The organism is Nonomuraea sp. NPDC047529 (genome assembly GCF_040642995.1).
GTDB lineage: Bacteria > Actinomycetota > Actinomycetes > Streptosporangiales > Streptosporangiaceae > Nonomuraea.
Genome location: NZ_JBEYTJ010000057.1, coordinates 19,439 through 44,056, shown reverse-complemented (window position 1 = coordinate 44,056; position 24,618 = coordinate 19,439). Strand labels below are relative to the sequence as shown.

Below are 24,618 nucleotides of genomic sequence, written 5' to 3'. Positions count from 1 at the left end.
TGAGCTGGGCAGACGAGCACACTGGCTGAAGTTCGAGGAATGGCATGGCAAGGTTCAGGTTTGACAGGCGGGGTCCGTCGACAAGGGGGTTGGAAGGCGTTGCAGATTCGGGGCTTTTCTCATTTCGCGACTTTCGCGACGAAAACCGCATTTATCTGCGCGGTGCTCGCCCTCCCGGCCGCCTGCTCGACGGCCGAGGGCGCGCCCGCCCGGGTCGACACCAGCACGGCCGAGCTGGCCGGCGCGCCCTCCTGCGCGGTCACCGCCAGGCTCATCCCCTCCTGCGGCGCCTGGTGGGGCGTGGCGCCCGAGGTCTTCACCGGCGCTCCCGTGGCCGAGGCGCTGCGCGGGGCCGAGTCCCGCATGGGCGCCGGCGCCGACGTGCTGCACGTCTACCATCGCGGCAGCGAGCTGTTCCCCACCCCGCAGGAGATCGGCCTGGCCCGCGACCCCGGCCGGCCCAGGCTGCTCATGATCAACTGGAAGCCGTCGTTCGACCGCACCTGGGCCGAGATCGCCGACGGCGCGCTCGACCGCCGCATCGACCGCCTGGCCGCCTACCTCAGGCGCACCTTCCCCGAACGTTTCTTCCTCACCCTCCACCACGAGCCGGAGAACGACGTGAACGCCCGCTCGGGGTCGGGCATGCAGGCCACCGACTACGCGGCGATGTACCGGCACGTCGTGCTCCGGCTGCGCGCGCAGGGGGTGAAGAACGCCGTGACGGTCATGACGTACATGGGGGCGCCCAACTGGGCGGCCAAGCCCTGGTTCGAGGACCTCTATCCGGGCGACGACGTGGTGGACTGGGTGGCCATGGACCCGTACGCCGACGACCGGGTGCACGACTTCGACGGGCTGGTGAACAAGACCCGCAAGGAGTACGGGCAGTGGCCGGGGTTCTACCGGTGGATGCAGGCCCGCTTCCCCGGCAAGCCGGTCATGGTGGCCGAGTGGGGGGTGTTCGAGCGGCCGGCCGACCGGGCCTTCAAACGGCGGTTCTTCGAGTCGGTGCTGAGACAGATCAAGCGGTATCCGCAGATCAAGGCGTTGCTGTACTTCGACTCGCCGCGGGCGCCGCGCGGCAACACGAGCTTCGACTCCGATCCGGGCGCGGCCCGCGCCTTCACCCAGCTCGCCCGCGACCGCTACTTCCGCTCGACCCGCGTGCCGCGGCCCTGACGCCGCGCCTTCTAGCGCCGCGCCTCCAGGGGCCGCCCGACGGCCGCGTTCGCGTCGCCGCGCCGGGCGAGCAGGCCGCCGCGCAGCCGCCAGCCGGCGAACGTGACCGCGCAGGCGGTGACGAGGAGCCAGGCGGTGAGGGCGTTGCCGACGTCCAGGAGCTTGAGCGCGGAGGCGAGCAGCACGATCGCCAGCAGGGCCCTGATCAGGCCGCCCGGAGCGCGTGAGGAGATCCGCGCGCCGAGGTAGACGCCGGGGATCGAGCCGACGAGCAGCGAGAGCGTGAGCTCCAGCTTGAAGTCGCCGAACAGCAGGTGGCCGAGCGCGGCCGACGCGACCAGAGGCACGGCCTGCACGAGATCGGTGCCGACGAGCTGGTTGGCCTTGAGCGCCGGATAGAGCACGAGCAGGGCCACGATGATCAGCGAACCTGAACCTACGGACGAGATGCCCACCACGAGCCCGCCTACCGTACCGACCAGTAGGGTCGGAATTGGGCGCACGACGATGTCGTGGGCGCTCGACGAGCCGCCCCTCGCGCCGAGCCAGCCCTTGACCGCCATGCCCGCGACGGCCAGCAGCAGCGCCACGCCCAGCGCGTACTTGACCGCGTCGGTGACGGCGAACGCGCGGGCCAGGAACACCCCGCAGAACGCGGCCGGCACCGACCCCGCGCACAGCCAGCCCACCAGCCGCAGGTTGACCGTGCCGCGCCGCAGGTGGACGACGCTGCCGACCGGCTTCATCACCGCCGAGGCGACCAGGTCGCTGGAGACCGCGGCCAGCGGCGGGACGTTGAAGAACAACATCATCATCGGGGTCATCAGCGCCCCGCCGCCCATGCCGGTCAGACCGACGACGACGGCGACGACGAAGGACCCGGCTACCAGCGCGAAGTCGATCAACGTACCCATCCTCCGGACCGCAGCGCCCCCAGGACCTGGGAGACGGCCGCCTCGATCGAGATGTGCGTGGTGTCGATCACCAGGTCGGCGTCGTCCGGCTCCTCGTACGGGTCGGAGACGCCGGTGAACTCGGGGATCAGGCCGGCTCGGGCCTTGGCGTACAGGCCCTTGCGGTCGCGCCGCTCGCACTCCTCCAGCGGCGTGGCGACGTGCACGAGCAGGAAGTCGGCCCCGACGGACTCGACGCCCTCGCGCACCTCCTCGCGGGTGGCCGCGTAGGGGGCGATGGGGGCGCAGATCGCCAGGCCGCCGTGGCGGGCGGTCTCGGCGGCGACGAAGCCGATGCGCCGGATGTTCAGGTCGCGGTCGGCCTTGGAGAAGGTCAGGCCCTTGGACAGCAGGTGGCGCACGACGTCGCCGTCGAGGTAGGTGACCGTGCGGGTGCCGAGCTCCAGCAGCGCGTCGCGCAGGCCGCGGGCGATGGTGGACTTGCCCGAGCCGGACAGGCCGGTGAAGAAGACGACCAGGCCGCGGCGGTGGGGCGGGCCGGGCAGCGTGACGGGCTCGGGGCCCGCGTAGTGCTCGGTCGCGCCGTAGGCGGTGGCGACGTGCTCGCGCAGTTCGAGGTCGATCTCCGGCTCCGCCCGCGGCGCCAGCGGGACGGGGACCACGAGGGTGCCCTCGGGCAGGCGTTCCCCGGCGCGGAGCGCGGCGCGGACGACCCCGGGGCCCGCCTCGCCGTACGCGAGGGGGAGCAGCACGATCACCGCGTCGAGCTCCTTGGCGGTGGCGGTGATCTCGGTGAGGTCGTCGAGCGGCCCGCGCATGGTGACGGCCAGCGCGGGCCGGCCGCCGAGCTCGGCCCTGACCTCGGCGGGAGTGCGGCGCAGCCGGGCGAACGGGCCGTGCTCGGGCGTGCCGAGCGCCTTGAGCGGGCCCGAGGTCAGGCCGTCGGCCTCGCGCGCGGCCACGGTGAGCACGGCCAGTGGCAGGCCCTCGGGGTCGAGCAGCCGCACCTCGTCGCCGGGCGAGACCTCGGCGGGAAGGTGGAGGGTGACGGGCGCGGGCCACGGAGTGCCGTCGGCGAGCGTGCCGCGCTCGTGCACGGCGTGCACGTCGTCGTGGCCCAGGAAGCCGGTCAGTGGCTCGAACGCCCCGGACAGCAGCAGCTCAAGGTCGGCCAGCTCGTGCGCGTCCGGGGTCCACTCCACGGTTTCCGACATCCCAACTATTCCGATTGAATTGGTAGGAAAGGAGTCTACTCACTCATGGGGCCGTGTCGCTAGAGCAGGCGGGCGAAGTGATGTTGCGGCTTCCTGATCACCATGGTGATCTCGTCGTGGGAGGCGGTGTAGCGCCCGCCGCTCAGCCGGTCGACCAGCCTGACGGCGGCGGAGCCGAGCCGGCCGGCGCGGGCCGGGCCGCTGATCCGGCGCTCGTCGTCGATGATCATCAGGCCGCGGCTGAGACAGAAGGCGTGCATGCCGTCGCTGGAGGCCAGCGGCTCGTAGACGACGGGCAGCGGACCCGGCGTGCCGGGGGTGACGAGCGCGCGCCACAGCAGCCGACGCAGCCACGACGGCGTGAGCCGGTCGAGCACCCCGTAGGCCGACTTCCTGTCGCGCATGCGCAGCAGCACCAGGCCGCCCGGGCGCAGCGACTGGAGCAGGCGGTCGAACACCAGCTCGGCGTGCTGGACGCGTTCGAGCAGGAAGGACAGGTGGATCACGTCGTAGGCGCGGTGCTGGAGCGGCACGCAGCGCAGGTCGCCGAGCGACCAGGCCACCAGGTCGGCGCGCTCCTCCACGACGTCTCTGATGACCGGGTGGTCCTCGTCGGCGCCCGTGGCCCTGGCCTCCAGCGGTTCCACGTCGAGCGGCTCGTCGTGGGCGCACCCCGCGACGAGCAGGTCGAGCCGCCGGCTGAACCGCCCGGCCCAGTGCTCGCGGATCCGTTGACCGAAGATGTCGCCTCGCTGGGCGACTGATCGCACCTCAGACATGTCACCTACAGTAATCAATCGAGCGGTCTCGGTTACGCACTTCCCTGCTAGCGTCCTGCCCCGTGGACGAGCAGGTTTACGTGGGGAACGCCGACATCGACGCCGCGGGCGACCGCGGCTGGCTGCTCGGTCACTTCAAACCCCTCGGCGACCCACGGCACAGTGAAGAAGTCGAGATCAAGTGGGGTGTGCACCCGGCGGGCGACGAGCGTGCCCAGTGGGTCAGGGGTGAGCAGCGCACCGCCCTGCTCGTCCTGATCAGCGGCCGGTTCCGGGTGGAGCTGCCGGGGCGCAGCGTGCTGCTGGCCGAGCGCGGCGACTATGTGGTGTGGGGCAAGGGCGTGGACCACTCGTGGGTCGCCGAGGAGGAGTCGGTGGTGCTCACCGTACGCTGGCCGTCGGTCCCCGGTTACCGGGTGCCGCACCCCGAGTAGGCTGGGTGGAGACCCCCGCGACCTTACCCGGCCGGGGGTAGTTGTGTTGCCGTCGTGGGGCTGTGGGCGTATCTGATGAGTCTTTCCGGACTGCTTGACCTTGTTGCCCTGGGGGCCGGGGCCGACCCGAAGCTGACCGCCGCGCTCGAAGAGGGCGGCGACGTCTCACTGATCGCGCCCTCGGCGCTGCGGCCGTTCGGCGTGGCCGCGCTGGCCGCGCACGATCAGCGCACCGTGCTGGCCGTCACCGCCACCGGGCGTGAGGCCGAAGACCTCGCGGCGGCGCTGACCAGCCTCGTCGAACCCAGCTCGGTCGCGGTGTTCCCGGCCTGGGAGACGCTGCCGCACGAGCGGCTCTCGCCGCGCAGCGACACCGTGGGTCAGCGCCTGGCCGTGCTGCGCAGGCTGGCGCACCCGGTCAAGGGCGACACCGCCGCCGGCCCGCTCGGCGTGGTGGTCGCCCCGGTCAGGGCGCTGCTCCAGCCGATCGTCAAGGGGCTCGGCGACCTGGAGCCCATCAGGCTGAGGGCGGGCGACGACGCCGACCTCGACGCGGTGGTCGAGCGGCTGGTCACCAACGGTTACCACCGGGTCGACATGGTGGAGAAGCGCGGCGAGGTGGCCGTGCGCGGCGGGCTGCTCGACGTGTTCCCGCCCACCGAGGAGCATCCGCTGCGGCTGGAGTTCTGGGGCGACACCGTCGAGGAGATCCGCTGGTTCAAGGTGGCCGACCAGCGCTCGCTGGAGGCGGCCGAGGACGGCCTGTTCGCGCCGCCGTGCCGCGAGCTGCTGCTGACCGGCGAGGTCAGGGCGCGGGCGCGGGAGCTGGCCCAGGAGCACCCGGCGCTCGCCGAGGTGCTCGACCAGCTCGCCGAGGGCCTGCCGGTCGAGGGCATGGAGGCGTTCGCGCCCGTGCTGGCGGGGGAGATGGACCTGCTGCTCGACCACCTGCCGATCAGGTCGGCGGTGTTCGTGTGCGACCCCGAGCGCATCAGGGGCCGGGCCGAAGAGCTTGTACGCACCTCGCAGGAGTTCCTGGAGGCGTCCTGGATCAACGCGGCGGCCGGCGGCGAGGCGCCGATCGACCTGGGCGCGGCAGCCTTCCGCACGCTGGAGGACATCCGCGGCCACGCCGACTCGCTGGGCCAGCCGTGGTGGACGATGGCGCCCTTCGGCAACGGCGTCGAGCTCGACGCGCAGGACTCCGAGGCGTACCGGGGCGACACCGCCAAGGCGCTGGGCGACATCAAGGGCTGGCTGGCCGAGGACAAGGCGGTCGTGCTGCTCAGCGAGGGCCACGGGCCGGCCGAGCGCATGGTCGAGCTGCTCAAGGGCGTCGACGTGCCCGCCAGGCTCCAGCGTTACCTGGACAAGGCGCCCGAGCCCAAGGTCGTGCACGTCTCGACCGGCCTGATCGAGCACGGGTTCATCACGCCGCGCCTGGCCGTGCTCACCCACCTCGACCTGGTGGGCCAGAAGGCGTCCACCAAGGACATGCGCCGGCTGCCCTCGCGCCGCCGCAACATGGTCGACCCGCTCCAGCTCAAGGTCGGCGACCACGTCGTGCACGAGCAGCACGGCGTCGGCCGCTACGTCGAGATGGTCCAGCGCACGGTCCAGGGCGCGACCCGCGAGTACCTGGTCATCGAGTACGCCAAGGGCGACCGCCTCTACGTGCCCACCGACCAGCTCGACGAGGTCACCCGCTACGTCGGCGGCGAGGCGCCCACGCTCAACCGCATGGGCGGCGCCGACTGGGCCAAGGCCAAGTCCAGGGCCAAGAAGGCGGTCAAGGAGATCGCCGGCGAGCTGATCAGGCTCTACTCGGCCCGCATGGCCTCGCCGGGCCACGCCTTCGGCGCCGACACGCCGTGGCAGCGCGAGATGGAGGACGCCTTCCCCTACGCCGAGACCGGCGACCAGCTCGAAGCCATCGACGAGGTCAAGCGCGACATGGAGCGCGGCGTCCCGATGGACCGGCTGATCTGCGGCGACGTCGGCTACGGCAAGACCGAGATCGCGGTGCGGGCGGCGTTCAAGGCCGTCCAGGACGGCAAGCAGGTGGCCGTGCTGGTGCCGACCACGCTGCTGGTGCAGCAGCACCTGTCCACCTTCACCGAGCGCTTCTCCAGCTTCCCCATCGCGATCAGGCCGATCTCGCGCTTCCAGAGCGACGGCGAGGTCAAGGGCACGATGGAGGGGCTCAGGTCGGGCGCGGTCGACGTCGTCATCGGCACCCACCGGCTGCTCAGCCCGGAGGTCAGGTTCAAGGACCTCGGGCTGATCATCATCGACGAGGAGCAGCGGTTCGGCGTCGAGCACAAGGAGGCCATGAAGCATCTGCGCACGCAGGTCGACGTGCTGGCCATGTCGGCCACGCCGATCCCGCGCACGCTGGAGATGGGCCTGACCGGCATCCGCGAGATGTCCACGATCCTCACCCCGCCTGAGGAGCGGCATCCGATCCTCACGTTCGTGGGGCCGTACGAGGAGAAGCAGATCGGGGCGGCGATCCGGCGCGAGCTGATGCGCGACGGCCAGATCTTCTTCGTGCACAACCGGGTGGCCTCCATCAACCGGGTGGCGGCGCGGCTGCGCGAGCTGGTCCCCGAGGCGCGCATCGCGGTGGCCCACGGCCAGATGAACGAGCACCAGCTCGAAAAGATCATGGTCGGCTTCTGGGAACGCGAGTACGACCTGCTCGTCTCCACCACGATCGTCGAGTCCGGCCTCGACGTGCCCAACGCCAACACGCTCATCGTCGACCGGGCCGACAACTACGGCCTGTCGCAGCTCCACCAGCTCAGGGGCCGGGTCGGGCGAGGCAGGGAACGCGGTTACGCCTACTTCCTCTACCCGCCCGAGAAGCCGCTGACCGAGACCGCCCACGAGCGCCTGGCCACCATCTCCCAGCACACCGAGATGGGCGCGGGCATGTACGTCGCGATGAAGGACCTGGAGATCCGCGGCGCGGGCAACGTGCTGGGCGCCGAGCAGTCGGGCTTCATCGCGGGCGTCGGCTTCGACCTCTACGTGCGCCTGATGTCCGAGGCCGTGCAGGAGCAGAAGGCCAAGCTGTCCGGGGCCGAGGTCCAGGAGGAGCAGCAGGACGTCAAGGTCGAACTGCCCATCAACGCCCACATCCCGCACGACTACGTCACCTCCGAGCGGCTGCGGCTGGAGGCGTACAAGCGGATCGCGGCCATCGTCGCGCCGATCCACATCGACGAGGTGCGCGAGGAGCTCACCGACCGCTACGGCAAGCCGCCGGTGGAGGTGGAGAACCTGCTGGAGGTGGCCCGCTTCCGGATCAGGGCGCGGGCGGCCGGGCTCACCGACGTCACGCTGCAGGGGCAGAACATCAAGTTCGGCCCGGCGCGGCTGCGGGAGTCGCAGCAGGTCAGGCTCGACCGGCTGTACAAGAAGGCCATCTACAAGCAGGCGGCCGAGACCCTGCTCGTGCCGGTTCCCAAGACCAAGCCGCTGGGCGGGCAGCCGTTGCGCGACCTCGATCTGCTCAAATGGTGCGGCGACCTGGTCGAGGCGATGTTTCTTGAGCCCGCGCGGGTAAGCTGAGCGCGGTTTTTGTTCGGAAAGGGACGCATGTGAAGTCGATTCGAGTGGCTGTGGCCGCCGGCGCGGTAGGACTCGCCGCGCTGACCGCCTGCTCTTCGCCCATGGAGGCCGGAGCAGCGGCCGTGGTCGGGAGCGAGCGCATCTCGGCCCGCGACCTGACCAGGAACGTTCAGGAGTACGAGACCGCGCTCAAGCGCGCCAACGTCTCGGCCGAGCAGCTCGGGGTGCCCGTCACCCAGTTCGTGCTCTACCGGATGGCGAACGAGAGCGCGTTCAGGCAGCTCGCGGCCAAGCACAACGTGCAGGTCAGCGAGGGCGAGATCGACGCCGCGCTCAAGGACCCGGGCCAGTACCAGTCGCCCGAGATCAACCTCATCGCCAGGGGCGTCAGCCCGGCCGACGCGCGCGGCTACCTGCGTGCGGAGCTGGGCGCGGTCAAGGTGCGCAACCAGCTCGGCAACGCCCAGGACCAGGCGGCCCAGGAGAAGTTCGTCAAGGAGCTGACGAGCATCAAGCCGATCTACAGCCCGCGTTACGGCGAGTTCACCCAGCAGGGCTTCGTCGACCCGGGCCGGTTCGGCAAGTCCTCCCAGCAGGCGCAGCAGCAGCCGCAGCAGGGCTAGCCCGATGCCGCTGATCGTCGTCACCACCTCGCCCAGGGTCGCGCCGGGCCTGCTGAGCGACCAGGCCTGGCAGGCGCTGCGCTCGGGGCCCGTCCTGACCGGCTCCGACGCCCACCCGCAGCTTCCCTATCTGGCCGCCGCCGGGGTCGAGGCGGAGGTCGTCGTGCCCGACGCGGTCGCGCTGTCCAGGCGGGCGGTGCGCGAGCGGGTGGTCTGGCTCGCCGGTGACGACGAGGACTTCATGCGCGCGATCGGGCGCGCGGCCATCGCGCTCGACGAGCCGCCGCTCATCGAGGTCGTGCCCGGTTCGTACGACCTGCCCGGCTCGCGGGTGCTCGACCTGGTCGCGGTGATGGACCGGCTGCGCACCGAGTGCCCGTGGGACCGCAAGCAGACGCACGAGTCGCTGGTGCCGTACCTGCTGGAGGAGGCGTACGAGGTCCTGGAGACGATCGAGCAGGGCGACCACGCGGCGCTCCGCGAGGAGCTCGGCGACCTGCTGCTCCAGGTGGTCTTCCACGCCCGCGTGGCCGAGACGTTCGACATGGACGACGTGGCCGCCGGCATCGTCGAGAAGCTCGTCCGGCGGCACCCGCACGTGTTCGGGTCGGTGCGGGCGGAGAGCGCTGACCAGGTCAGCGACAACTGGGAGGCGATCAAGGCGGCCGAGCGGGCGGCCAAGGGCGAGGAGTCGTCGTCGGTGCTCGACGGCGTCCCCATGGGCCAGCCCGCGCTCGCGCTGGCCGCCCAGCTGCTGCGCCGGGCCGAGCGGGCCGGCGCGCCCGACGCGCTGGCGTCGGCGATCGGCCAGGGCGTGGCGCGGGAGCTGTTCGACCTCGTACGCCGGGCCCAGGAGGCCGGGCTGGACCCCGAGGCCGAACTGCGGGCCGCGGCCCGCGCCTACCGCGACCGCGTACGCGCGTGGGAGTCGAACGCCTGACCGCCCTGGTTGTCGGAACAAGTCGCCAAATGCCAGGATCCTGAGGGGCTTGAACCGGCGAGCCGAGGGGGACTGGTGGTGGAGCTGAGGCCGCTGCGCTCGGGGGAGCCGCGGGAGGTGGCGGGCTACCGCCTGCTCGGCCGGCTGGGCGACGGCGGGCAGGGGTCGGTGTTCCTGGGCCGCGACGCCGACGGCGGCCACGCGGCCGTCAAGGTCCTGCATCCGCGGCTGCTGGGCGACGAGCGGGCCACCCGCCGGTTCCTGCGCGAGAGCGTGACCGCGGCCAAGGTGGCGGGGTCGCGGACGGCCCGGATCTACGGCAGCGGGCTGGCCGAGGGGCGGCCGTACATCGTCAGCGAGTTCATCGACGGGCCGTCCCTGCACGACCTGGTCTTCGACGGCGGCCCCCTGACCGGCGCGGAGCTGGAACGGCTGGCGGTCGGCACGATCACGGCGCTGACCGCCGTCCACGGGGCGGGCATCGTCCACCGCGACCTCAAGCCGAGCAACGTGCTGATGGGCCAGGACGGCCCCCGCGTGATCGACTTCGGCATCGCCAGGGACATGGACCTCTCCACCACCGCGAGCAGCGTCGTCGGCACGCCCGGGTACATGTCGCCGGAGCAGATCGCGGGGGAAAGCGCGACGTCCGCGTCCGACGTCTTCAGCTGGGCGTCCACCGTCGGGTTCGCCGCCACCGGGCAGCCGCTGTTCGGCCGGGACTCGATCCCCGCCGTCATGAACCGCATCCTGCACGCCGAGCCCGACCTGCGCGAGGTGCCCGAGCCGCTGCGGGGCGTGCTGCGCGCGTGCCTGGCCAAGGAGGCGGGGGCGCGGCCGTCGGCCGACGAGGTGCTGGCGTGGTTGGTGGGGCGTACGGCGGCGGCGCCGCGCGGCCATGCCCCCAGGAGGGCGCCGCATGAGCCGCGGGGTGTGCGGGCGGCGGCTTCCGAGGCGCGGCAGGGGATGCGGTGGGCGGCGGCCGGGGTGGGCGTGCTCGTCGTCCTGGGCGTGGGGGCCGGGATGTTCTGGCGGAACGCCGGTCTTCCCGCCGTCGAAGGGCAGAACGGGGCGCCGGCGGCGTTCGGGGTCGAGCTCGGTCCCGAGTTCGGGCCCGCGTCCGGGGCGGACGTCGCGGCGATGGCCATCGGGCACCACAAGGGCGCGCCCGTCGTCGCCTACGCCGAGAGGTCCGGCAAGTCGATCGAGGTGTGGGACCCGCGCGTCGGCGAGCCGCTCGACCGGCTCCCGGACGCGGGCCCCACGCCGGTGCGCTCCCTCGTGCTGATCCCCGTGGGCGGCAGGCAGACCGCCGTCTGGACGGGTACGGACGGAATCGTGCGGCGCTGGCGCATCGGCGACGCCCGTCCCGGCGTGTGGCACCAGGTGTGCCGGTCGGAGGCCCGGCTGGCGTCCGGCCAGTGGCGCAAGCAGCCCGCGGTGGTGATCGGCTGCCCCGACGGTCAGGTCGTGACGCTCGACCTGACCTCCAACCGCATCGTCGCCAGCGACCGCCTCGCGACCGGCCCGGTCACCGCCCTGGCCTGGGACGAGTCCACCGGCAAGGCCCTCGTCGGCACCGGCCGGGGCCTGGTCGGGGCGCCCGCCGGGCTGCTCGGCAAGGGCGAGGTGCGTTCGGTCGCCGCGTTGGGCGACGGCCGGGCCGCCGTCACCACGGGCGGCTCGACCGCCGTGTACGACCTGGACAGCGGCGCCTTCGAGCGCGGCTTCAGCACGGGCGCGGCGGACGTCGGCGTCACGGCCGCGGGCGGGCGCCGGATGATCGCCGGCGGCGGCGACGGGGTGACCGTGTGGAACGCCGACCGCGGCGAGCGGCTGGGCGACCTGGCGCCCGGCCGGAAGGTCACCGGGCTGGCGGTGGGCGACGGGCTGCTGGTCGTCGCGACGGGCAGCCGCCTCCAGGCCTGGAGCCTGTCCTCGACCGGCTGACCTGCGACGGGCCCGAGCTCGCGTTCCGGCGGCCGGGCCGTGGGGGTGACCGTGCCGTACCGGTGCACCGGGGTACCGATAGGCTCTGATGGCATATTGCCTTTCGCTTAAGGAGCGCTACCCGTGGCTACCATCGAGGTCGTTTACGCTCGCGAGATCCTCGACTCCCGGGGCAACCCCACGGTCGAGGTCGAGGTCGTGCTCGACGACGGCAGCAGCGGCCGGGCCGCCGTGCCGAGCGGGGCGTCCACCGGCCAGTTCGAGGCGGTCGAGCTGCGTGACGGCGGCAAGCGCTACGGCGGCAAGGGCGTGGAGAAGGCCGTGCTCGCGGTGACCGACGAGATCTTCGAGGAGATCAACGGGGTCGAGGCCGAGGACCAGCGCATCATCGACCAGATCATGATCGACCTCGACCGCACGCCCAACAAGGCCAAGCTGGGCGCCAACGCCATCCTGGGCGTCTCGCTCGCCGTCGCCAAGGCCGCGGCCGACAGCGCCGACCTGCCCCTGTTCCGCTACGTCGGCGGCCCCAACGCCCACGTGCTGCCCGTCCCGATGATGAACATCCTCAACGGTGGCGCGCACGCCGACACCAACGTCGACATCCAGGAGTTCATGATCGCGCCGATCGGCGCGGAGACGTTCCGCGAGGCCGTGCGCATGGGCACCGAGGTCTACCACGCGCTCAAGGGCGTGCTGAAGGAGAAGGGCTACGCGACGGGCCTGGGCGACGAGGGCGGCTTCGCCCCCAACCTGCCCTCCAACCGCGACGCCCTCGACCTGATCCTGGTCGCGATCGAGCGGGCCGGCTACGTGCCGGGCGAAGACGTGGCGCTGGCCCTCGACGTGGCCGCCTCCGAGTTCCACAAGGACGGCGTCTACACGATCGACGGCAAGGGCGTCTCGGCGCAGGAGCTCATCGCCTTCTACGAGGACCTGGTCGCCAACTACCCGCTCGTGTCCATCGAGGACCCCCTCGACGAGGACGACTGGTCGGGCTGGAAGGCCATCACCGAGGCCCTCGGCGACAAGGTCCAGCTCGTCGGCGACGACCTGTTCGTCACCAACCCCGAGCGGCTGGCGCGCGGCATCGACGAGGGCACCGCCAACGCCCTGCTGGTCAAGGTCAACCAGATCGGCACGCTGTCGGAGACCCTCGACGCCGTCGACCTGGCCCACCGCAACGGCTACCGGTGCATGATGAGCCACCGTTCCGGCGAGACCGAGGACACGACGATCGCCGACCTGGCGGTGGCGGTCAACTGCGGCCAGATCAAGACCGGCGCCCCGGCGCGGTCCGACCGTGTGGCCAAGTACAACCAGTTGCTGCGCATCGAGGAGCTTCTCGACGATGCCGCCCGCTACGCGGGTCGCGCGGCTTTTCCGCGGTTCCGACGCTAGTTTCGACTGACGGCTCGCGGCCGGGGAAGGTCTGACGGCCGCGAGCCGTACGTCGAAGGGGGTGTGCAGCATTGGCGAAGAGGCCGCAGCTGACCGGGCGGGCCGCCATCCTCGCGGTCGTGGTGTGCGCGATCGCGATGAGCCTGGCCTACCCTGTGCGCGAGTACATCAGCCTGCGCCGCAGCATCGCCGAGCTGCAGGCGGAGAAGGCCAGGGTCGAGGCCGAGCGGCAGACTCTGCTGGCGCGCGACAGACAGAGCGACGATCCCAACTGGATCAAACGCACCGCCAAGGAGCGGCTGCACTTCTGCGGCCCCGGCGAGAAGTGCTACGTGGTGATGGAGCCCGACCAGGGCAAGGAGCAGACGGCCGTGAAGCAGCCCGTCGAGGTGCCCCCGTGGTACCAGACGCTGTGGGAGTCGGTGGAGGCGGCCGACAAGGGCACGGGCCGCAGAGCGGTGGAGAGCAGCAGTGGAAAGTGACGACGTCGAGGCGGTCCAGCGGCAGCTCGGCCGTCCGCCCAGAGGTCTGCGCGAGGTGGCCCATCGCTGCCCGTGCGGCAACCCCGACGTGGTGGAGACCGCGCCGCGGCTGCCCGACGGGTCGCCGTTCCCGACCCTGTACTACCTGACCTGCCCCAAGGCCGCCTCGGCCATCGGCACGCTCGAAGGCTCGGGCCTGATGCGCGAGATGCAGGCCAGGCTGGCGACCGACCCCGACCTGGCGGCCGCCTACCAGGCAGCCCACGACGACTACGTCGCCAGGCGCGACAAGGCGGCCCACGACGAGGGCATGGAGCCGCTGCCCCGCGGCATGCAGAGCACCGGCGGCATGCCGCTGCGGGTGAAGTGCCTGCACGCCCTGGTCGCGCACGAGCTGGCGGTGCCGGGGAGCAACCCGTTCGGCAGGGAGGCGCTCGACGCGCTCCCCGACTGGTGGAGTGACGGACCATGCGTGTAGCGGCCATCGACTGCGGCACCAACTCGGTGCGCCTGCTCATCGCCGACGTCCGCGACGACGTGCTGCACGACGTCGAGCGGCGGATGGAGATCGTCCGCCTGGGGCAGGGCGTCGACCGCACCGGCATGCTGGCGCCCGACGCGCTGGAGCGCACGTTCAAGGCGATGCGTTCCTACCGCGAGCTGATCGACCGGCACGGCGCGGTCGCGACCAGGGTGGTTGCCACGAGCGCGACCCGCGACGCCGGCAACCGGCAGGAGTTCGTCGACGGCGTCCGCGAGATCTTCGGCGTGGCGCCCGAGGTGGCGACGGGGGCGGAGGAGGCCGAGCTGTCGTTCACGGGGGCGACCAGGGGCCTGCTGCGCATCTCGCCGGAGACCGAGCTGCCGCAGGGCCCGCTGCCCCCGTACCTGGTGGTGGACATCGGCGGCGGTTCCACGGAGTTCGTGGTCGGCTCCGAACACGCCGAGGCCGCGCTGTCGGTGGACATCGGCTGCGTACGCCTGACCGAACGCCACCTGCGCGACGCCGGCGACCCGCCGCCGGCCCCGGCGCTGGAGGCCGTCGTCGCCGACATCGAGGCGGCCCTCGACCGGGTCGCGGAGGCGGTGCCCGTCGAGCGGGCGCACACGCTGGTCGGTCTGGCCGGGTCGGTGACCACGATCGCGGGCATCGCGCTCGACCTGCCGGCCTACGACTCCGCGCGCATCCATCACTCCAGAATCTCCGCCGAACAGGTCCACGAGGTGACGCGGCGGCTGCTCGCGATGACCCATGGTGATCGCGCCCGGGTTCCGGTGATGCATCCCGGACGTGTTGACGTGATTGGTGCCGGTGCCCTTATTCTTGACCGGATCGTGCGCCGTTTCGCGTTTTCGCAGGTCGTCGTCAGCGAACACGACATCTTGGACGGAATCGCCTGGTCTCTCGCTGGCTAGACCGCCAAATCCGGACATTTCCGATCTATGTCCCGTGTTGAGTGTGCAATCACTATTGTGATTAGGTAAAGGCGCAAAACGGGGGCTTTGCCATTTTGCTGTGCACGGAAGGTGCCGGCGTGGCGACCGTTCCCGAGCGCGTCTTTTCCCTCACGGAATGGAGCACTCTCACATGATGTCTGTTGGGTTGGCACGTAAGGCGGCGGCGTTCGGCGCCTCCGCCGCCGTGCTGGCCGCCATGGCGGCGGGCCTGGTAGCCAGTCCCGCGCAGGCGGCGACCTCGTCCGCGGCCGGCAAGGCAACCACGGCCACCGCGGCCAAGTCCGCCAAGGTGTCGGTCACGGCGCCGAAGGCGTCCGACCAGGACTACCAGGGTTCCTGCCCGGTCAAGGTCAACTTCTCGGCCAAGATCAAGGTCCCGGTCAAGGGCAAGACCGAGCTCGCCTACCGTTGGCTCCACGGTGACGGGTCCAAGGGCAAGGTCCAGGTTGTCAAGCTCAAGGGCCACGGCACCAAGTCGGTCACCGTCAAGGAGTCGGTGACCTTCAAGGGTGAGGTCAAGGGCTGGGAGGCCGTCCAGGTCCTCGGTCCGAAGAAGGTCACGTCCAAGAAGGGCTACTTCTCGGTCTCGTGTGTCGACCTCGGTGATGTCCGTACGGACAAGGACGTGTCGGTCTCGGCGCGCGCCTGGGCGAACCCCTCGTCCTACGAGGGTGTCTGCACCCCTGGTGACAAGATCGACTTCACCGGTCTGATCAGCGTCAACCACCCGAGCTGGGTCCGCTACCGCTGGATCCTGAACGGCGAGGTCGTCGACTACGGCAAGGTCAGAGTCTCGAGCAAGCGCAAGGTCGGCTTCGGCATCTCCCCGCGTCACAGCCAGCGTGGCTGGGCGCAGCTTGAGATCGTCGGCCCCGACAGCGCCCGCTCCAACCGCGCCTACTACAAGGTGTGGTGCAAGGACTCGACCCCCGCTCCCGCTGCGAAGGTGTCGGCCACCGACCTGGTGACGGCCACCAACAACAACGGCTGCAAGGTCGGCGCGCACGCCAACGTCAACGCGACCGGCGCCGCGCGCGTCCAGTGGACCTGGGCCCTCAACGGCGAGTCCGTCGCCAAGGGCGAGAGCTACTTCTCGGCCGGCGGCTCGAAGACCGTCGAGCTCCCCGAGCGGGCGCTGACCGGCGAGGCCGCCAAGGGTGGCAAGATCACCCTGACGGTCACCGGCCCGAACAACAACGACTCGATCACGCAGTCGTACGCGGCGTGCGAGGCTCCCAAGCCCACCGCGTCCGTGTCGGCCGTGTCGGTCACCGGTAACCGCAACGACATGTGCGCGGACAACCGTGGTCCCGGCGTGGACTTCTCGGCCACCCTGCACAGCACCGGCCCCACCACCGTCAAGTACTACTGGGTGGTCAACGGCGTCAAGGACGTCAACGTCCTGGAGCGTCAGGTCAACGGCGACGTCGCCGTGACCTGGGGTGTCGGTGGCACGCACAACAGCAAGGAGACGAAGGGCACCATCGAGCTCGTCGTCGTCAGCCCGAACGCCGCCTCGTCGGGGGTCGCCAACTACTCGGCGACCTGCCCGAAGGTCGACGCCTAAGCTGATCATGTGACCGGGCGGCACCCTCAGGGGAGCCGCCCGGTTCTCTTGTTGCCACTACTGTGCTTTGCGCAGTACTCTTCTTTGCGTGGATAGCAGTCAACTGCTCAAGGGCGTGCTCGACCTGGCCGTCCTCGCCGTGCTCGACGAGCGCGACGGCTACGGCTACGACGTCGTGCGCAGGCTCAGGGAGGCGGGCCTGGAAGACGTGGGCGACGCCTCCGTCTACGGCACGCTGCGCCGCCTGTTCAAGGCCGGCGCGCTCAACTCCTACGTCGTGGCCTCCGACGAGGGCCCGCACCGCAAGTACTACGGGCTCAACGAGGTCGGCCGCACCCTGTACGCCGCCTCCGCCAAGCGGTGGACGTCGTTCGCGGCCACCATGGATTCCCTGCTCAAGGAGGGGCACGCATGACCGCGCCGATCACGCCGATCACGCCGGAACAGTACGCGCAGGCCGTCCGCGACGCCCTGGCCGGTCACCCCGACCGGGACGAGCTGATCGAGGACGTCGACGACCATCTGGCCGAGATCGCGGCCGAGTCGGACCTGCCGCTGGAGGATCGGCTCGGGCCGCCCGCCGCGTACGCGGAGGAGCTGGTGGCCGCCTACGGAGGGCGTCCCCAGAGCCGTCAGAGGCGCCGTCCGCGGCCGGGGGTGTGGGCGGCACGGGCGCACGCGGAGCTGCTGCGCCACAAGCCGTACCGGAGCTTCGCGGCCTTCCTGCCGGAGTTGCGGCCCGGCTGGTGGGTGCTGCGCGGCTACCTGCTGGCCATGCTGCTGCTGGCGATCACGGCGCGCGGCGGCGTCGTCCCAAGGAACCCGGCGGAGTGGGCGCTCGTGGCGGCGGCCGTGTGGGTCTCGGTGTGGTTCGGCCGGGCCCGCGGGGGGCGCCTGGTCGCGCTGCTGGCGACGGGCGTCAACGTGCTGGCGGGGCTGGCGCTGCTCGCCGGCATGGCGGCGGCCTCCGACGGGGACGACCAGCCGGTCATGATGTCGGCGCCGGCCGACGTGATGCTCGTCGGGGGCGGTCTCGACATCTACAACATCAAGCCGTACGCCAAGGACGGCAGCCCGCTGACCGACGTCTACCTCTACGACCAGGACGGTAAGCCGATCACGCTCGACCCCGAGAGCCGCGGCTACAGGGTCGACCGGTCGTGCGGGGAGCCGGTGCTCAACCGCTACCCGCTGCCGCTGATCCAGGAGCAGGAGCTGATGGCGGAGAACGGCATGCCCACGGCCACGCCCAGCGCGTGCCCGACGGCCTCCACGGCGCCCCCCACCCCTACGCCCACGCCGACCACCGTCACGCCCGCGCCGAAGAAGACCGGATGATCGGGCACCATCGGTGTCATGAGCTTCGTACCACCCGGCACCGGCTGGCCCGGCGACCCCGCCACCCCTGACACCCCGGTGGCCCATGACCCCGCGGACGTGCGCCGCCTCGCCTCCACCGCCGGCACCCTCGCGGAGCTCACGGCCGAGCAGTCCGTCTGCCGCGCCTGCCCGCGTCTGGTGGAGTGGCGCGAGGAGGTGGCGCGCGTGAGGCGGCGCGCGTTCGCGGACGAGACGTACTGGGGCCGTCCCGTCCCGGGTTGGGGGGCCGAGCGGCCGAAGGTGCTGCTGGTGGGCCTGGCACCGGCGGCCCACGGGGGCAACAGGACCGGCCGCATCTTCACCGGCGACCGCAGCGGCGACTGGCTGTTCGCCTCGCTCCACCGCTGCGGCCTGGCGGCCAAGGAGACCAGCACGTACGCCGGCGACGGCCAGGAGCTCATCGACACCCGGGTCGTGGCGTCGGTGCGCTGCGCGCCTCCGGCCAACAAGCCCACGCCCGAGGAGAAGGCCGCCTGCTTCCCGTGGATGGCGCGCGAGGTGGCGATGGTGGCGGGGAGCGTACGGGCGGTGGTGGCGCTCGGCGGGTTCGCCTGGCAGGCCATGTGGCCCGCGCTCAAGGACGCCGGCTACGAGCTGCCGCGCGTGCGGCCCCGGTTCGGCCACGGCGTCGAGGTCGAGGTCCGGTACGACTCCGTCCCCGTCACCCTGATCGGCTGCTACCACCCGAGCCAGCAGAACACCTTCACCGGCCGCGTCACCGCCCAGATGCTGGACGACGTCTTCCTCCGGGCCAGGTCGCTGGCGGTGTGACGCGTCCCACCATCCCCGGGTTGGACTCTCCGGAAGACCCCGACGTAAGCTTGTGAATGCTTTCACAAGCATTCCACGAGGGATGGGGCCTCAGGATGAACAAGCACATTTTGATCGTCGGCGGCGGTTACGTCGGCCTGTACACCGCGCTCCGGCTGCAGCGCCGGCTCCGCAGCGAGCTGCGCGGCGGCGAGGCGAGCATCACGATCATCGACCCCCAGTCCTACATGACCTACCAGCCGTTCCTGCCCGAGGCGGCGGCGGGCAACCTCTCGCCCAGGCACATGGTGGCCCCGCTGCGCCGGATCCTGCCCAAGGTACGCATTCTCAACGGCACAGTCACCAAGGTCGACCACGCCGAGCGCGTCGTCACCTTCCAGCCCGCCGAGGGCGAGCCGCGTCAGGTGGCCTACGACCTGATCGTGATGGCCGCCGGGTCCATCTCGCGCACGCTGCCGATCCCCGGGCTGACCGACATCGGGATCGGGTTCAAGACCGTCGGCGAGGCCATCGCGCTGCGCAACCGCGTGCTGCACCTGCTCGACGTGGCCGAGTCGACCGTCGATCCCGAGGTGCGGCGCAGGGCGCTCACGTTCGTCGTGGTCGGGGCCGGTTTCGCGGGCGTCGAGGCGCTGGCCGAGCTTGAGGACATGGCCAAGGACTCCACCCGCTACTACCGCAACATCACCCCGGCCGACCTGCGCTGGGTCCTGGTCGAGGCCACGAACCGGGTGCTGCCCGAGGTCGGCCCCGAGATGGGCAAGTGGACGCTGGAGCAGCTCCGCGAGCGCGGCATCGAGGTCAAGCTGGACACCAGGCTGGAGTCGTGCGAGGGCGGCCACGTCGTGCTCAGCGACGGCACCGAGTTCGACGCCGAGACCCTGGTGTGGACGGCGGGCGTCAAGCCGAGCCCGGTCGTCAACGACAGCGACCTGCCCCTGGACGAGCGGGGCCGGATCAAGACCACCGCCGCCCTGACCGTCGCCGGCACCCGCGACGCCTTCGCCGCCGGCGACGCTGCCGGTGTGCCCGACGTGACGAACCCGGGCCAGTACTGCGCCCCCAACGCCCAGCACGCCGTGCGCCAGGCCAAGGTGCTGGCCGACAACATCGTCCGTCACCTGCGTGGCGAAGAACTGGTCGATTACCGGCACAAATATGTCGGATCGGTCGCCGGGTTGGGCCTGCATCAGGGCGTCGCGAATGTCTATGGCGTGAAGCTGCGCGGTTTCCCTGCGTGGTTCATGCACCGCACCTACCATCTGTCGCGGGTGCCGACGCTGAACCGCAAGGTCCGTGTCGTCGTCGACTGGACCCTGGCCCTGTTCTTCAAGCGAGAGACCATCTCACTCGGTGAGATGGAGCATCCGCGCGACGGATTCAGGGCCGCGGTGGCGACGACCCGCCGCTAGCCCAGGCACGGCAGCGCCCCGGCGAACATCGCCGGGGCGTTTTCGGCACCCCTGAACTAAATGCGGAAGGGGTACCACGGGTGGGGCTCTCAGCGGTGACCGTGCTCGGCGTGGACCGGCCCGGCGTGATCGCCGCCGTCACCGGTTCGCTGGCCGACTGCGGCGCGAACATCCAGGACTCGACCATGACGCTGCTCGGCGGTTACGTGGCGATGATGCTGCTGGTCTCCGGCGATCTCGAACCCGACGAGCTGACGAAGCGGCTGTGCGCCCCCGAGCTGGTGGTCTCCGCCTCGGCGATCGAGGCGCGGCGGCACTTCTGCGACGACGGCGGCGGCCACGGCTACGTCCTGACCGTGCACGGCCCCGACCGGCCGGGCATCATCTCGGCCGTCAGCGCCGTGCTCGCCGCCGACGGCGGCAACATCACCGGCATGAGCACCCGGCTCACCGGCCGCCTCTACGTGCTCATCGCCGACGTCGAGCTGCCCAAGGACGTCGACGTCGCCGCCCTCATGCGCCGGCTGGCGGCCGTCGGGGCGGGGCTCGACTCGGAGATCACCTTCCGTCCCGTCGAGCCGGACCTGCTGTGACGGGCGCCAGAGGCACCCCGCGCCGGGTGCTCGGCGCGCCCCACCCGGCGCTGTCGGCCAGGGCCGAGCCGGTCGATCCGGCGGCCCCCGAGACCGTGACGGCCGCCGCCGACCTCCTCGCGACCCTGCGCGGCGAGATCGCCATGACCGGGCTGGCCGCCCCCCAGATCGGCCTGAGCTGGCGGCTGATCGCCTTCAACGCCTGGGCCCACCCCCGGGCCCGGTCGTGGGCCGGTGAGCTCGTCCTGGTCAACCCTCGCCTCACGAGTGCCTCCCATTGGGACGGCGGGCGCGAGGGGTGCGCGTCCATCGCGGGGCTCACCGCGGACGTACGGCGGGCGACGCGTATCACCGTACATGGGCATTTGCCAGGCACAGGGGAGCCGGTCACCGTCGAGGCGGACGCCTTCGAGGCTCGCTGCATTCAGCACCAACTGGACCATCTGGACGGTCTACTCTTCTTGGACAGAGTGTCAGGGGCGCTATCACTTCACCGCAGACTTCACACTTGTGACGCCTGATGCGAAGTTGTGCTCCTCGGAAGCATGGTCCGTTTCGTATGATTGCGGCGCCCCCGTAGCCCAATGGCAGAGGCAAACCCCTTAAAAGGGTTGTAGTGCGGGTTCGAATCCCGCCGGGGGCACCATTCTTAAGTGTCCCCGACCTGGGGTTTTCTCCGAGTGAAGCATCTTGTCGCGGCTGATGGTTCACTACTGCTATCAACCCGTCACACAATGCTTCCTCTCGTTTGCCGGGAAGACCCGGTGTGGTGAGGCGTCGGGAAGATTCCGTTTTCATCACGAAACCCAACAGAACACTGTTTCAATTGCCCGCGCCGGACTTACTCGCCGCCCGGCCGCCGGCCCCCGGGACGGCCGTGGCGACCTTGGGAACTCCCGCCCGGCCACGTTCGTTGTCCTCGCTGCCGAAGTCCCCCGACGAACTTCGATCTCAGCGTGAGTTGACCTAGGTGCCGCCAGGCCCCGTAGGCTCGGCGCCACAGGAGGCAGCGATGGAGAGCAAGAACCCCGTTTTCAGCAGGACGCGTCAGCAGCACGCGGGATGGGCCGGCCCCGCCCCGTCACCCGACACCCTGCGGAACATGTACGACGCCCCGTCGTACGCACCCCCGGCCCCGCCCGCCCACCGGGCGATGACCCTCGACGACGTCGTGGTCCGGGGCTTCCTCACCCTCGGAGCGCTCGTCGTGGCCGCGGCCGCGGCCTGGGTGCTCAACGTCCCCCCGGGGCTGGCCATCGGCGCCGCCGTCGTGGCCCTGATCCTCGGCCTGATCGCCTCGTTCACCCAGAGCACCAACCCGGCGCTCATCCTGGGTTACGCGGTCTTCGAGGGCGTCTTCCTGGGCAAGATCAGCCAGGTCTTCGAGGGGGCCATCAGCGGCATCGTCTTCCAGGCGGTGCTCGGCACGGCCTTCGCCTTCGGCGCGGTGCTGACCGTCTACTCGCTGCGGGTCGTCCGCGTCACGCCCAAGCTGGTCAAGTTCGGCATGGCGGCCGCCATCGCGGTGGTCGGGCTGGTGCTGGTCAACCTGATCGTCGGGATCTTCAACGGCGTCGGGCTCGGCCTGCGCACCGACAGCCCGATCGGCTGGATCTTCAGCCTCGTCATGATCCTGGTCGGCTGCTTCTTCCTGCTCCTCGACTTCGACTCGATCGAGCAGGGCGTGCGCCAGGGCGCTCCGGAGAAGTTCGCCTGGCAGTGCGCGTTCGGCCTCACGCTGAGCCTGGTCTGGATCTACCTCGAGGTGCTCCGCTTCATCAGCTATTTCACCGGCGACGACTGATCGTTCACCTCCTGGGGGCCTCGCCGTAACGGCGGGGCCCTCTCTTTGTGCGACCGGAAATCTACCTGCCGTCACAGAATGATGCCTGGCTTGGGGGTTGCCATTCGCAGCGCGGTGTTGCAGTGTCGAGCAAAGGACCTTAATCCGCGGAGGTGCCCATGTCCTTGAACCACTCACCGGAGACGCAGACGAAGCTCATCGCAAGGGTCCCCACGATAACGGGACGCGAACTCCCCGAGTGGTTCCAAGCCATCGACAACGGCCCGTCCTTCCTGAGGTGTGACGAGCGGGCCAACTGGCTCGCCGACGAGCACGGGCTGACCCACGGCTACGCCGCCGCGATCGTGCTGGAGCACGAGCGGCACCGCCGTACCCGGATGGGCTCGATCTAGAGCTCTTCCCCATCCCCGCGCCCGTGCTCGCCGCACGGGCGCGTCATCATGAACACATGGATCTGGACAAGGCACTCGGCTTCATCGAGACCAACCACCACGCAGTCCTGCTGACCAGCCGTCGCGGAGGGCACCCGCAGATGTCGCCGGTGCTGGCGGGCGTGGCCGACGGTCGCATCGTCGTCAGCACGCGCGAGACGGCGATGAAGGTGCACAACATCCGCCGTGATCCCCGCGTCTCCCTCTGCGTGCTCGCCGACGGCTTCTTCGGCCAGTGGCTCCAGGTCGACGGGACGGCCGAGATCGTCTCCCTGCCGGAGGCGATGGACCAGCTCGTCGCCTACTACCGCGACATCTCCGGCGAACACCCCGACTGGGACGGCTACCGCGAGGCCATGGTCCGCGATCGGCGCGTCATCGTCCGCGTGACCCCGCTCCAGGCGGGCCCGGACCGCCAGGGCTGACCCGCACCACGCGAAACGGCCCCGCACCGGCCGTGAGACCGGTACAGGGCCGCCTGGCACGATCTAGGACAGGCGCTCCAGCACCATCGCCATGCCCTGGCCGCCGCCCACGCACATGGTCTCCAGACCGAGGCTCTTGTCGTGGTGACGCAGGCTGTTGATCAGCGTCGAGGTGATGCGCGCGCCGGTCATCCCGAACGGGTGCCCCACGGCGATGGCCCCGCCGTTGACGTTGAGCCGGTCGAGGTCGATCCCGAGGTCCTGGTACGACGGGATCACCTGCGCCGCGAACGCCTCGTTGATCTCCACCAGGTCGATGTCCTCGATCGCCATCCCGGCCCGGGACAGCGCCTGCTTCGAGGCCTCCACCGGCCCCAGGCCCATGATCTCGGGCGAGAGCCCGCTGACGCCGGTGCTGACGATCCGGGCCAGCGGCGTGATGCCCAGCTCGGCCGCCTTGACGTCGCTCATGATGACCAGGGCCGCCGCGCCGTCGTTGAGCGGGCAGCAGTTGCCGGCGGTGACCGTGCCGTCGGGGCGGAAGACCGGCTTCAGCGAGGCCACCCCCTCGTACGTGGTGCCGGCCCGGGGGCCGTCGTCCTTGGCGACCACGGTGCCGTCGGGGAGCGTGACGGGGGTGATGTCCTTCTGCCAGAACCCGTCGGCCAGCGCCTTCTCGGCCAGGTTCTGGGAGCGCACGCCGAACTCGTCCTGCTCGCGGCGGCTGACGCCCTTGAGCTGGGCCAGGTTCTCGGCGGTCTGCCCCATGGCGATGTAGATGTCGGGGACGGCGCCGTCCTCACGCGGGTCGTGCCAGGTCTGACCGCCCTCGGCCGCCTGCTTGGTGCGGCCCAGCGCGTCGAGGAAGAGCGGGTTGTGGGTGTCGGGCAGCGAGTCGGAGTTGCCCTTGGCGAACCGGGAGACGGTCTCGACGCCGGCCGAGACGAACACGTCACCCTCACCCGCCTTGATCGCGTGGAAGGCCATCCGTGTCGTCTGCAGCGAGGAGGAGCAGTAACGCGTGACGGTCGTGCCCGGCACGGTGTCGAGCCCGAGCAGCACCGCCACCACCCGGGCCATGTTGAAGCCCTGCTCGCCGCCCGGCAGGCCGCAGCCGAGCATGAGGTCGTCGATCGTGTTCGGGTCGAGCTGGGGCACCTTGGCCAGCGCCGCCTGGATCATCTGTACGGTCAGATCGTCGGGACGGATGTCCTTGAGCGACCCCTTGAAGGCTCGTCCGATCGGGGAACGCGCGGTTGCGACGATGACTGCCTCGGGCATG

24 protein-coding genes and 1 tRNA gene are annotated in these 24,618 nt (G+C 70.8%); 21 read left to right on the top strand and 4 right to left on the bottom strand.

The window, feature by feature from the left end:
• Positions 1–162: 162 nt before the first annotated feature.
• Positions 163–1,182 (top strand): hypothetical protein, encoded by a 1,020-nt coding sequence (locus tag ABZ815_RS48150; protein ID WP_357708853.1) that lies wholly within the window; start codon positions 163–165, stop codon positions 1,180–1,182.
• 11 nt (positions 1,183–1,193) lie between these two features.
• On the opposite strand, the gene ABZ815_RS48145 is transcribed toward ABZ815_RS48150, so the two are convergent.
• The 3 genes from ABZ815_RS48145 to ABZ815_RS48135 are packed head-to-tail and all read right to left on the bottom strand — an operon-like array spanning position 1,194 to position 4,089.
• On the bottom strand, positions 1,194–2,096 hold the full coding sequence (locus ABZ815_RS48145; protein ID WP_357708850.1) for a sulfite exporter TauE/SafE family protein: 903 nt from the start codon (positions 2,094–2,096) through the stop codon (positions 1,194–1,196).
• On the bottom strand, positions 2,084–3,310 hold the full coding sequence (cysC, locus tag ABZ815_RS48140; protein ID WP_357708848.1) for an adenylyl-sulfate kinase: 1,227 nt from the start codon (positions 3,308–3,310) through the stop codon (positions 2,084–2,086). Before cysC ends, ABZ815_RS48145 begins: the two co-directional genes overlap by 13 nt.
• A gap of 59 nt (positions 3,311–3,369) precedes the next feature.
• The gene (locus ABZ815_RS48135) at positions 3,370–4,089 is read right to left on the bottom strand and encodes a methyltransferase domain-containing protein (protein WP_357708846.1); all 720 of its coding nucleotides are present in this window, start codon (positions 4,087–4,089) and stop codon (positions 3,370–3,372) included.
• A gap of 62 nt (positions 4,090–4,151) precedes the next feature.
• On the opposite strand from ABZ815_RS48135, the gene ABZ815_RS48130 reads away from it, so the two are divergent.
• The 20 genes from ABZ815_RS48130 to ABZ815_RS48035 all read left to right on the top strand — a co-directional run bounded on the left by ABZ815_RS48130 (position 4,152) and on the right by ABZ815_RS48035 (position 23,336).
• Positions 4,152–4,523, top strand: a complete 372-nt coding sequence (locus ABZ815_RS48130; RefSeq protein ID WP_357708844.1) for a signal peptidase I — start codon at positions 4,152–4,154, stop codon at positions 4,521–4,523.
• 75 nt (positions 4,524–4,598) lie between these two features.
• Positions 4,599–8,099 (top strand): transcription-repair coupling factor, encoded by a 3,501-nt coding sequence (mfd, locus tag ABZ815_RS48125; protein WP_357708842.1) that lies wholly within the window; start codon positions 4,599–4,601, stop codon positions 8,097–8,099.
• Positions 8,096–8,722: a SurA N-terminal domain-containing protein gene (locus ABZ815_RS48120; protein WP_357708875.1), complete on the top strand. Its 627-nt coding sequence runs from the start codon at positions 8,096–8,098 to the stop codon at positions 8,720–8,722. Before mfd ends, ABZ815_RS48120 begins: the two co-directional genes overlap by 4 nt.
• A gap of 4 nt (positions 8,723–8,726) precedes the next feature.
• Positions 8,727–9,662 carry a MazG family protein gene (locus tag ABZ815_RS48115; protein WP_357708840.1) on the top strand — a complete coding sequence of 312 codons (936 nt, stop codon included), beginning with the start codon at positions 8,727–8,729 and terminating at the stop codon, positions 9,660–9,662.
• A gap of 75 nt (positions 9,663–9,737) precedes the next feature.
• Entirely contained in the window at positions 9,738–11,612 is a 1,875-nt protein-coding gene (locus ABZ815_RS48110; RefSeq protein ID WP_357708836.1) for a protein kinase, read from the top strand.
• Between the two features lie 123 nt (positions 11,613–11,735).
• Positions 11,736–13,013, top strand: coding sequence for a phosphopyruvate hydratase (gene eno, locus ABZ815_RS48105; RefSeq protein ID WP_357708834.1), 1,278 nt, complete (start codon positions 11,736–11,738; stop codon positions 13,011–13,013).
• A gap of 71 nt (positions 13,014–13,084) precedes the next feature.
• Positions 13,085–13,495, top strand: a complete 411-nt coding sequence (locus ABZ815_RS48100) for a septum formation initiator family protein (protein ID WP_357708832.1) — start codon at positions 13,085–13,087, stop codon at positions 13,493–13,495.
• Positions 13,485–13,973, top strand: a complete 489-nt coding sequence (locus ABZ815_RS48095) for a DUF501 domain-containing protein (RefSeq protein WP_357708830.1) — start codon at positions 13,485–13,487, stop codon at positions 13,971–13,973. Before ABZ815_RS48100 ends, ABZ815_RS48095 begins: the two co-directional genes overlap by 11 nt.
• On the top strand, positions 13,964–14,911 hold the full coding sequence (locus ABZ815_RS48090; RefSeq protein ID WP_357708828.1) for a Ppx/GppA phosphatase family protein: 948 nt from the start codon (positions 13,964–13,966) through the stop codon (positions 14,909–14,911). The genes ABZ815_RS48095 and ABZ815_RS48090 overlap by 10 nt, the downstream gene beginning before the upstream one ends.
• A gap of 187 nt (positions 14,912–15,098) precedes the next feature.
• Positions 15,099–16,520 (top strand): hypothetical protein, encoded by a 1,422-nt coding sequence (locus tag ABZ815_RS48085; RefSeq protein WP_357708825.1) that lies wholly within the window; start codon positions 15,099–15,101, stop codon positions 16,518–16,520.
• 88 nt (positions 16,521–16,608) lie between these two features.
• Positions 16,609–16,935, top strand: a complete 327-nt coding sequence (locus ABZ815_RS48080) for a PadR family transcriptional regulator (RefSeq protein ID WP_357708822.1) — start codon at positions 16,609–16,611, stop codon at positions 16,933–16,935.
• Complete coding sequence (locus tag ABZ815_RS48075) at positions 16,932–17,858, top strand: hypothetical protein (RefSeq protein WP_357708820.1); 927 nt, start codon at positions 16,932–16,934, stop codon at positions 17,856–17,858. The genes ABZ815_RS48080 and ABZ815_RS48075 overlap by 4 nt, the downstream gene beginning before the upstream one ends.
• An 18-nt stretch (positions 17,859–17,876) precedes the next feature.
• Entirely contained in the window at positions 17,877–18,671 is a 795-nt protein-coding gene (locus tag ABZ815_RS48070) for a uracil-DNA glycosylase (RefSeq protein WP_357708817.1), read from the top strand.
• Between the two features lie 95 nt (positions 18,672–18,766).
• On the top strand, positions 18,767–20,083 hold the full coding sequence (locus tag ABZ815_RS48065; RefSeq protein ID WP_357708814.1) for an NAD(P)/FAD-dependent oxidoreductase: 1,317 nt from the start codon (positions 18,767–18,769) through the stop codon (positions 20,081–20,083).
• An 80-nt stretch (positions 20,084–20,163) separates the two neighbouring features.
• Positions 20,164–20,676, top strand: coding sequence for an ACT domain-containing protein (locus tag ABZ815_RS48060; protein ID WP_357708812.1), 513 nt, complete (start codon positions 20,164–20,166; stop codon positions 20,674–20,676).
• Positions 20,673–21,197 carry a peptide deformylase gene (locus ABZ815_RS48055; RefSeq protein WP_357708809.1) on the top strand — a complete coding sequence of 175 codons (525 nt, stop codon included), beginning with the start codon at positions 20,673–20,675 and terminating at the stop codon, positions 21,195–21,197. The genes ABZ815_RS48060 and ABZ815_RS48055 overlap by 4 nt, the downstream gene beginning before the upstream one ends.
• A gap of 49 nt (positions 21,198–21,246) precedes the next feature.
• Positions 21,247–21,322, top strand: a tRNA-Leu gene (locus ABZ815_RS48050).
• Positions 21,323–21,688: 366 nt separating this feature from the next.
• Entirely contained in the window at positions 21,689–22,480 is a 792-nt protein-coding gene (locus ABZ815_RS48045; protein ID WP_357708806.1) for a Bax inhibitor-1/YccA family protein, read from the top strand.
• Between the two features lie 158 nt (positions 22,481–22,638).
• Complete coding sequence (locus ABZ815_RS48040; RefSeq protein WP_357708803.1) at positions 22,639–22,872, top strand: DUF4287 domain-containing protein; 234 nt, start codon at positions 22,639–22,641, stop codon at positions 22,870–22,872.
• A gap of 56 nt (positions 22,873–22,928) precedes the next feature.
• Positions 22,929–23,336, top strand: a complete 408-nt coding sequence (locus ABZ815_RS48035; protein WP_357708800.1) for a PPOX class F420-dependent oxidoreductase — start codon at positions 22,929–22,931, stop codon at positions 23,334–23,336.
• A gap of 63 nt (positions 23,337–23,399) precedes the next feature.
• On the opposite strand, the gene ABZ815_RS48030 is transcribed toward ABZ815_RS48035, so the two are convergent.
• On the bottom strand, positions 23,400–24,617 hold the full coding sequence (locus tag ABZ815_RS48030) for an acetyl-CoA C-acetyltransferase (protein ID WP_357708798.1): 1,218 nt from the start codon (positions 24,615–24,617) through the stop codon (positions 23,400–23,402).
• Position 24,618 lies beyond the last annotated feature (1 nt).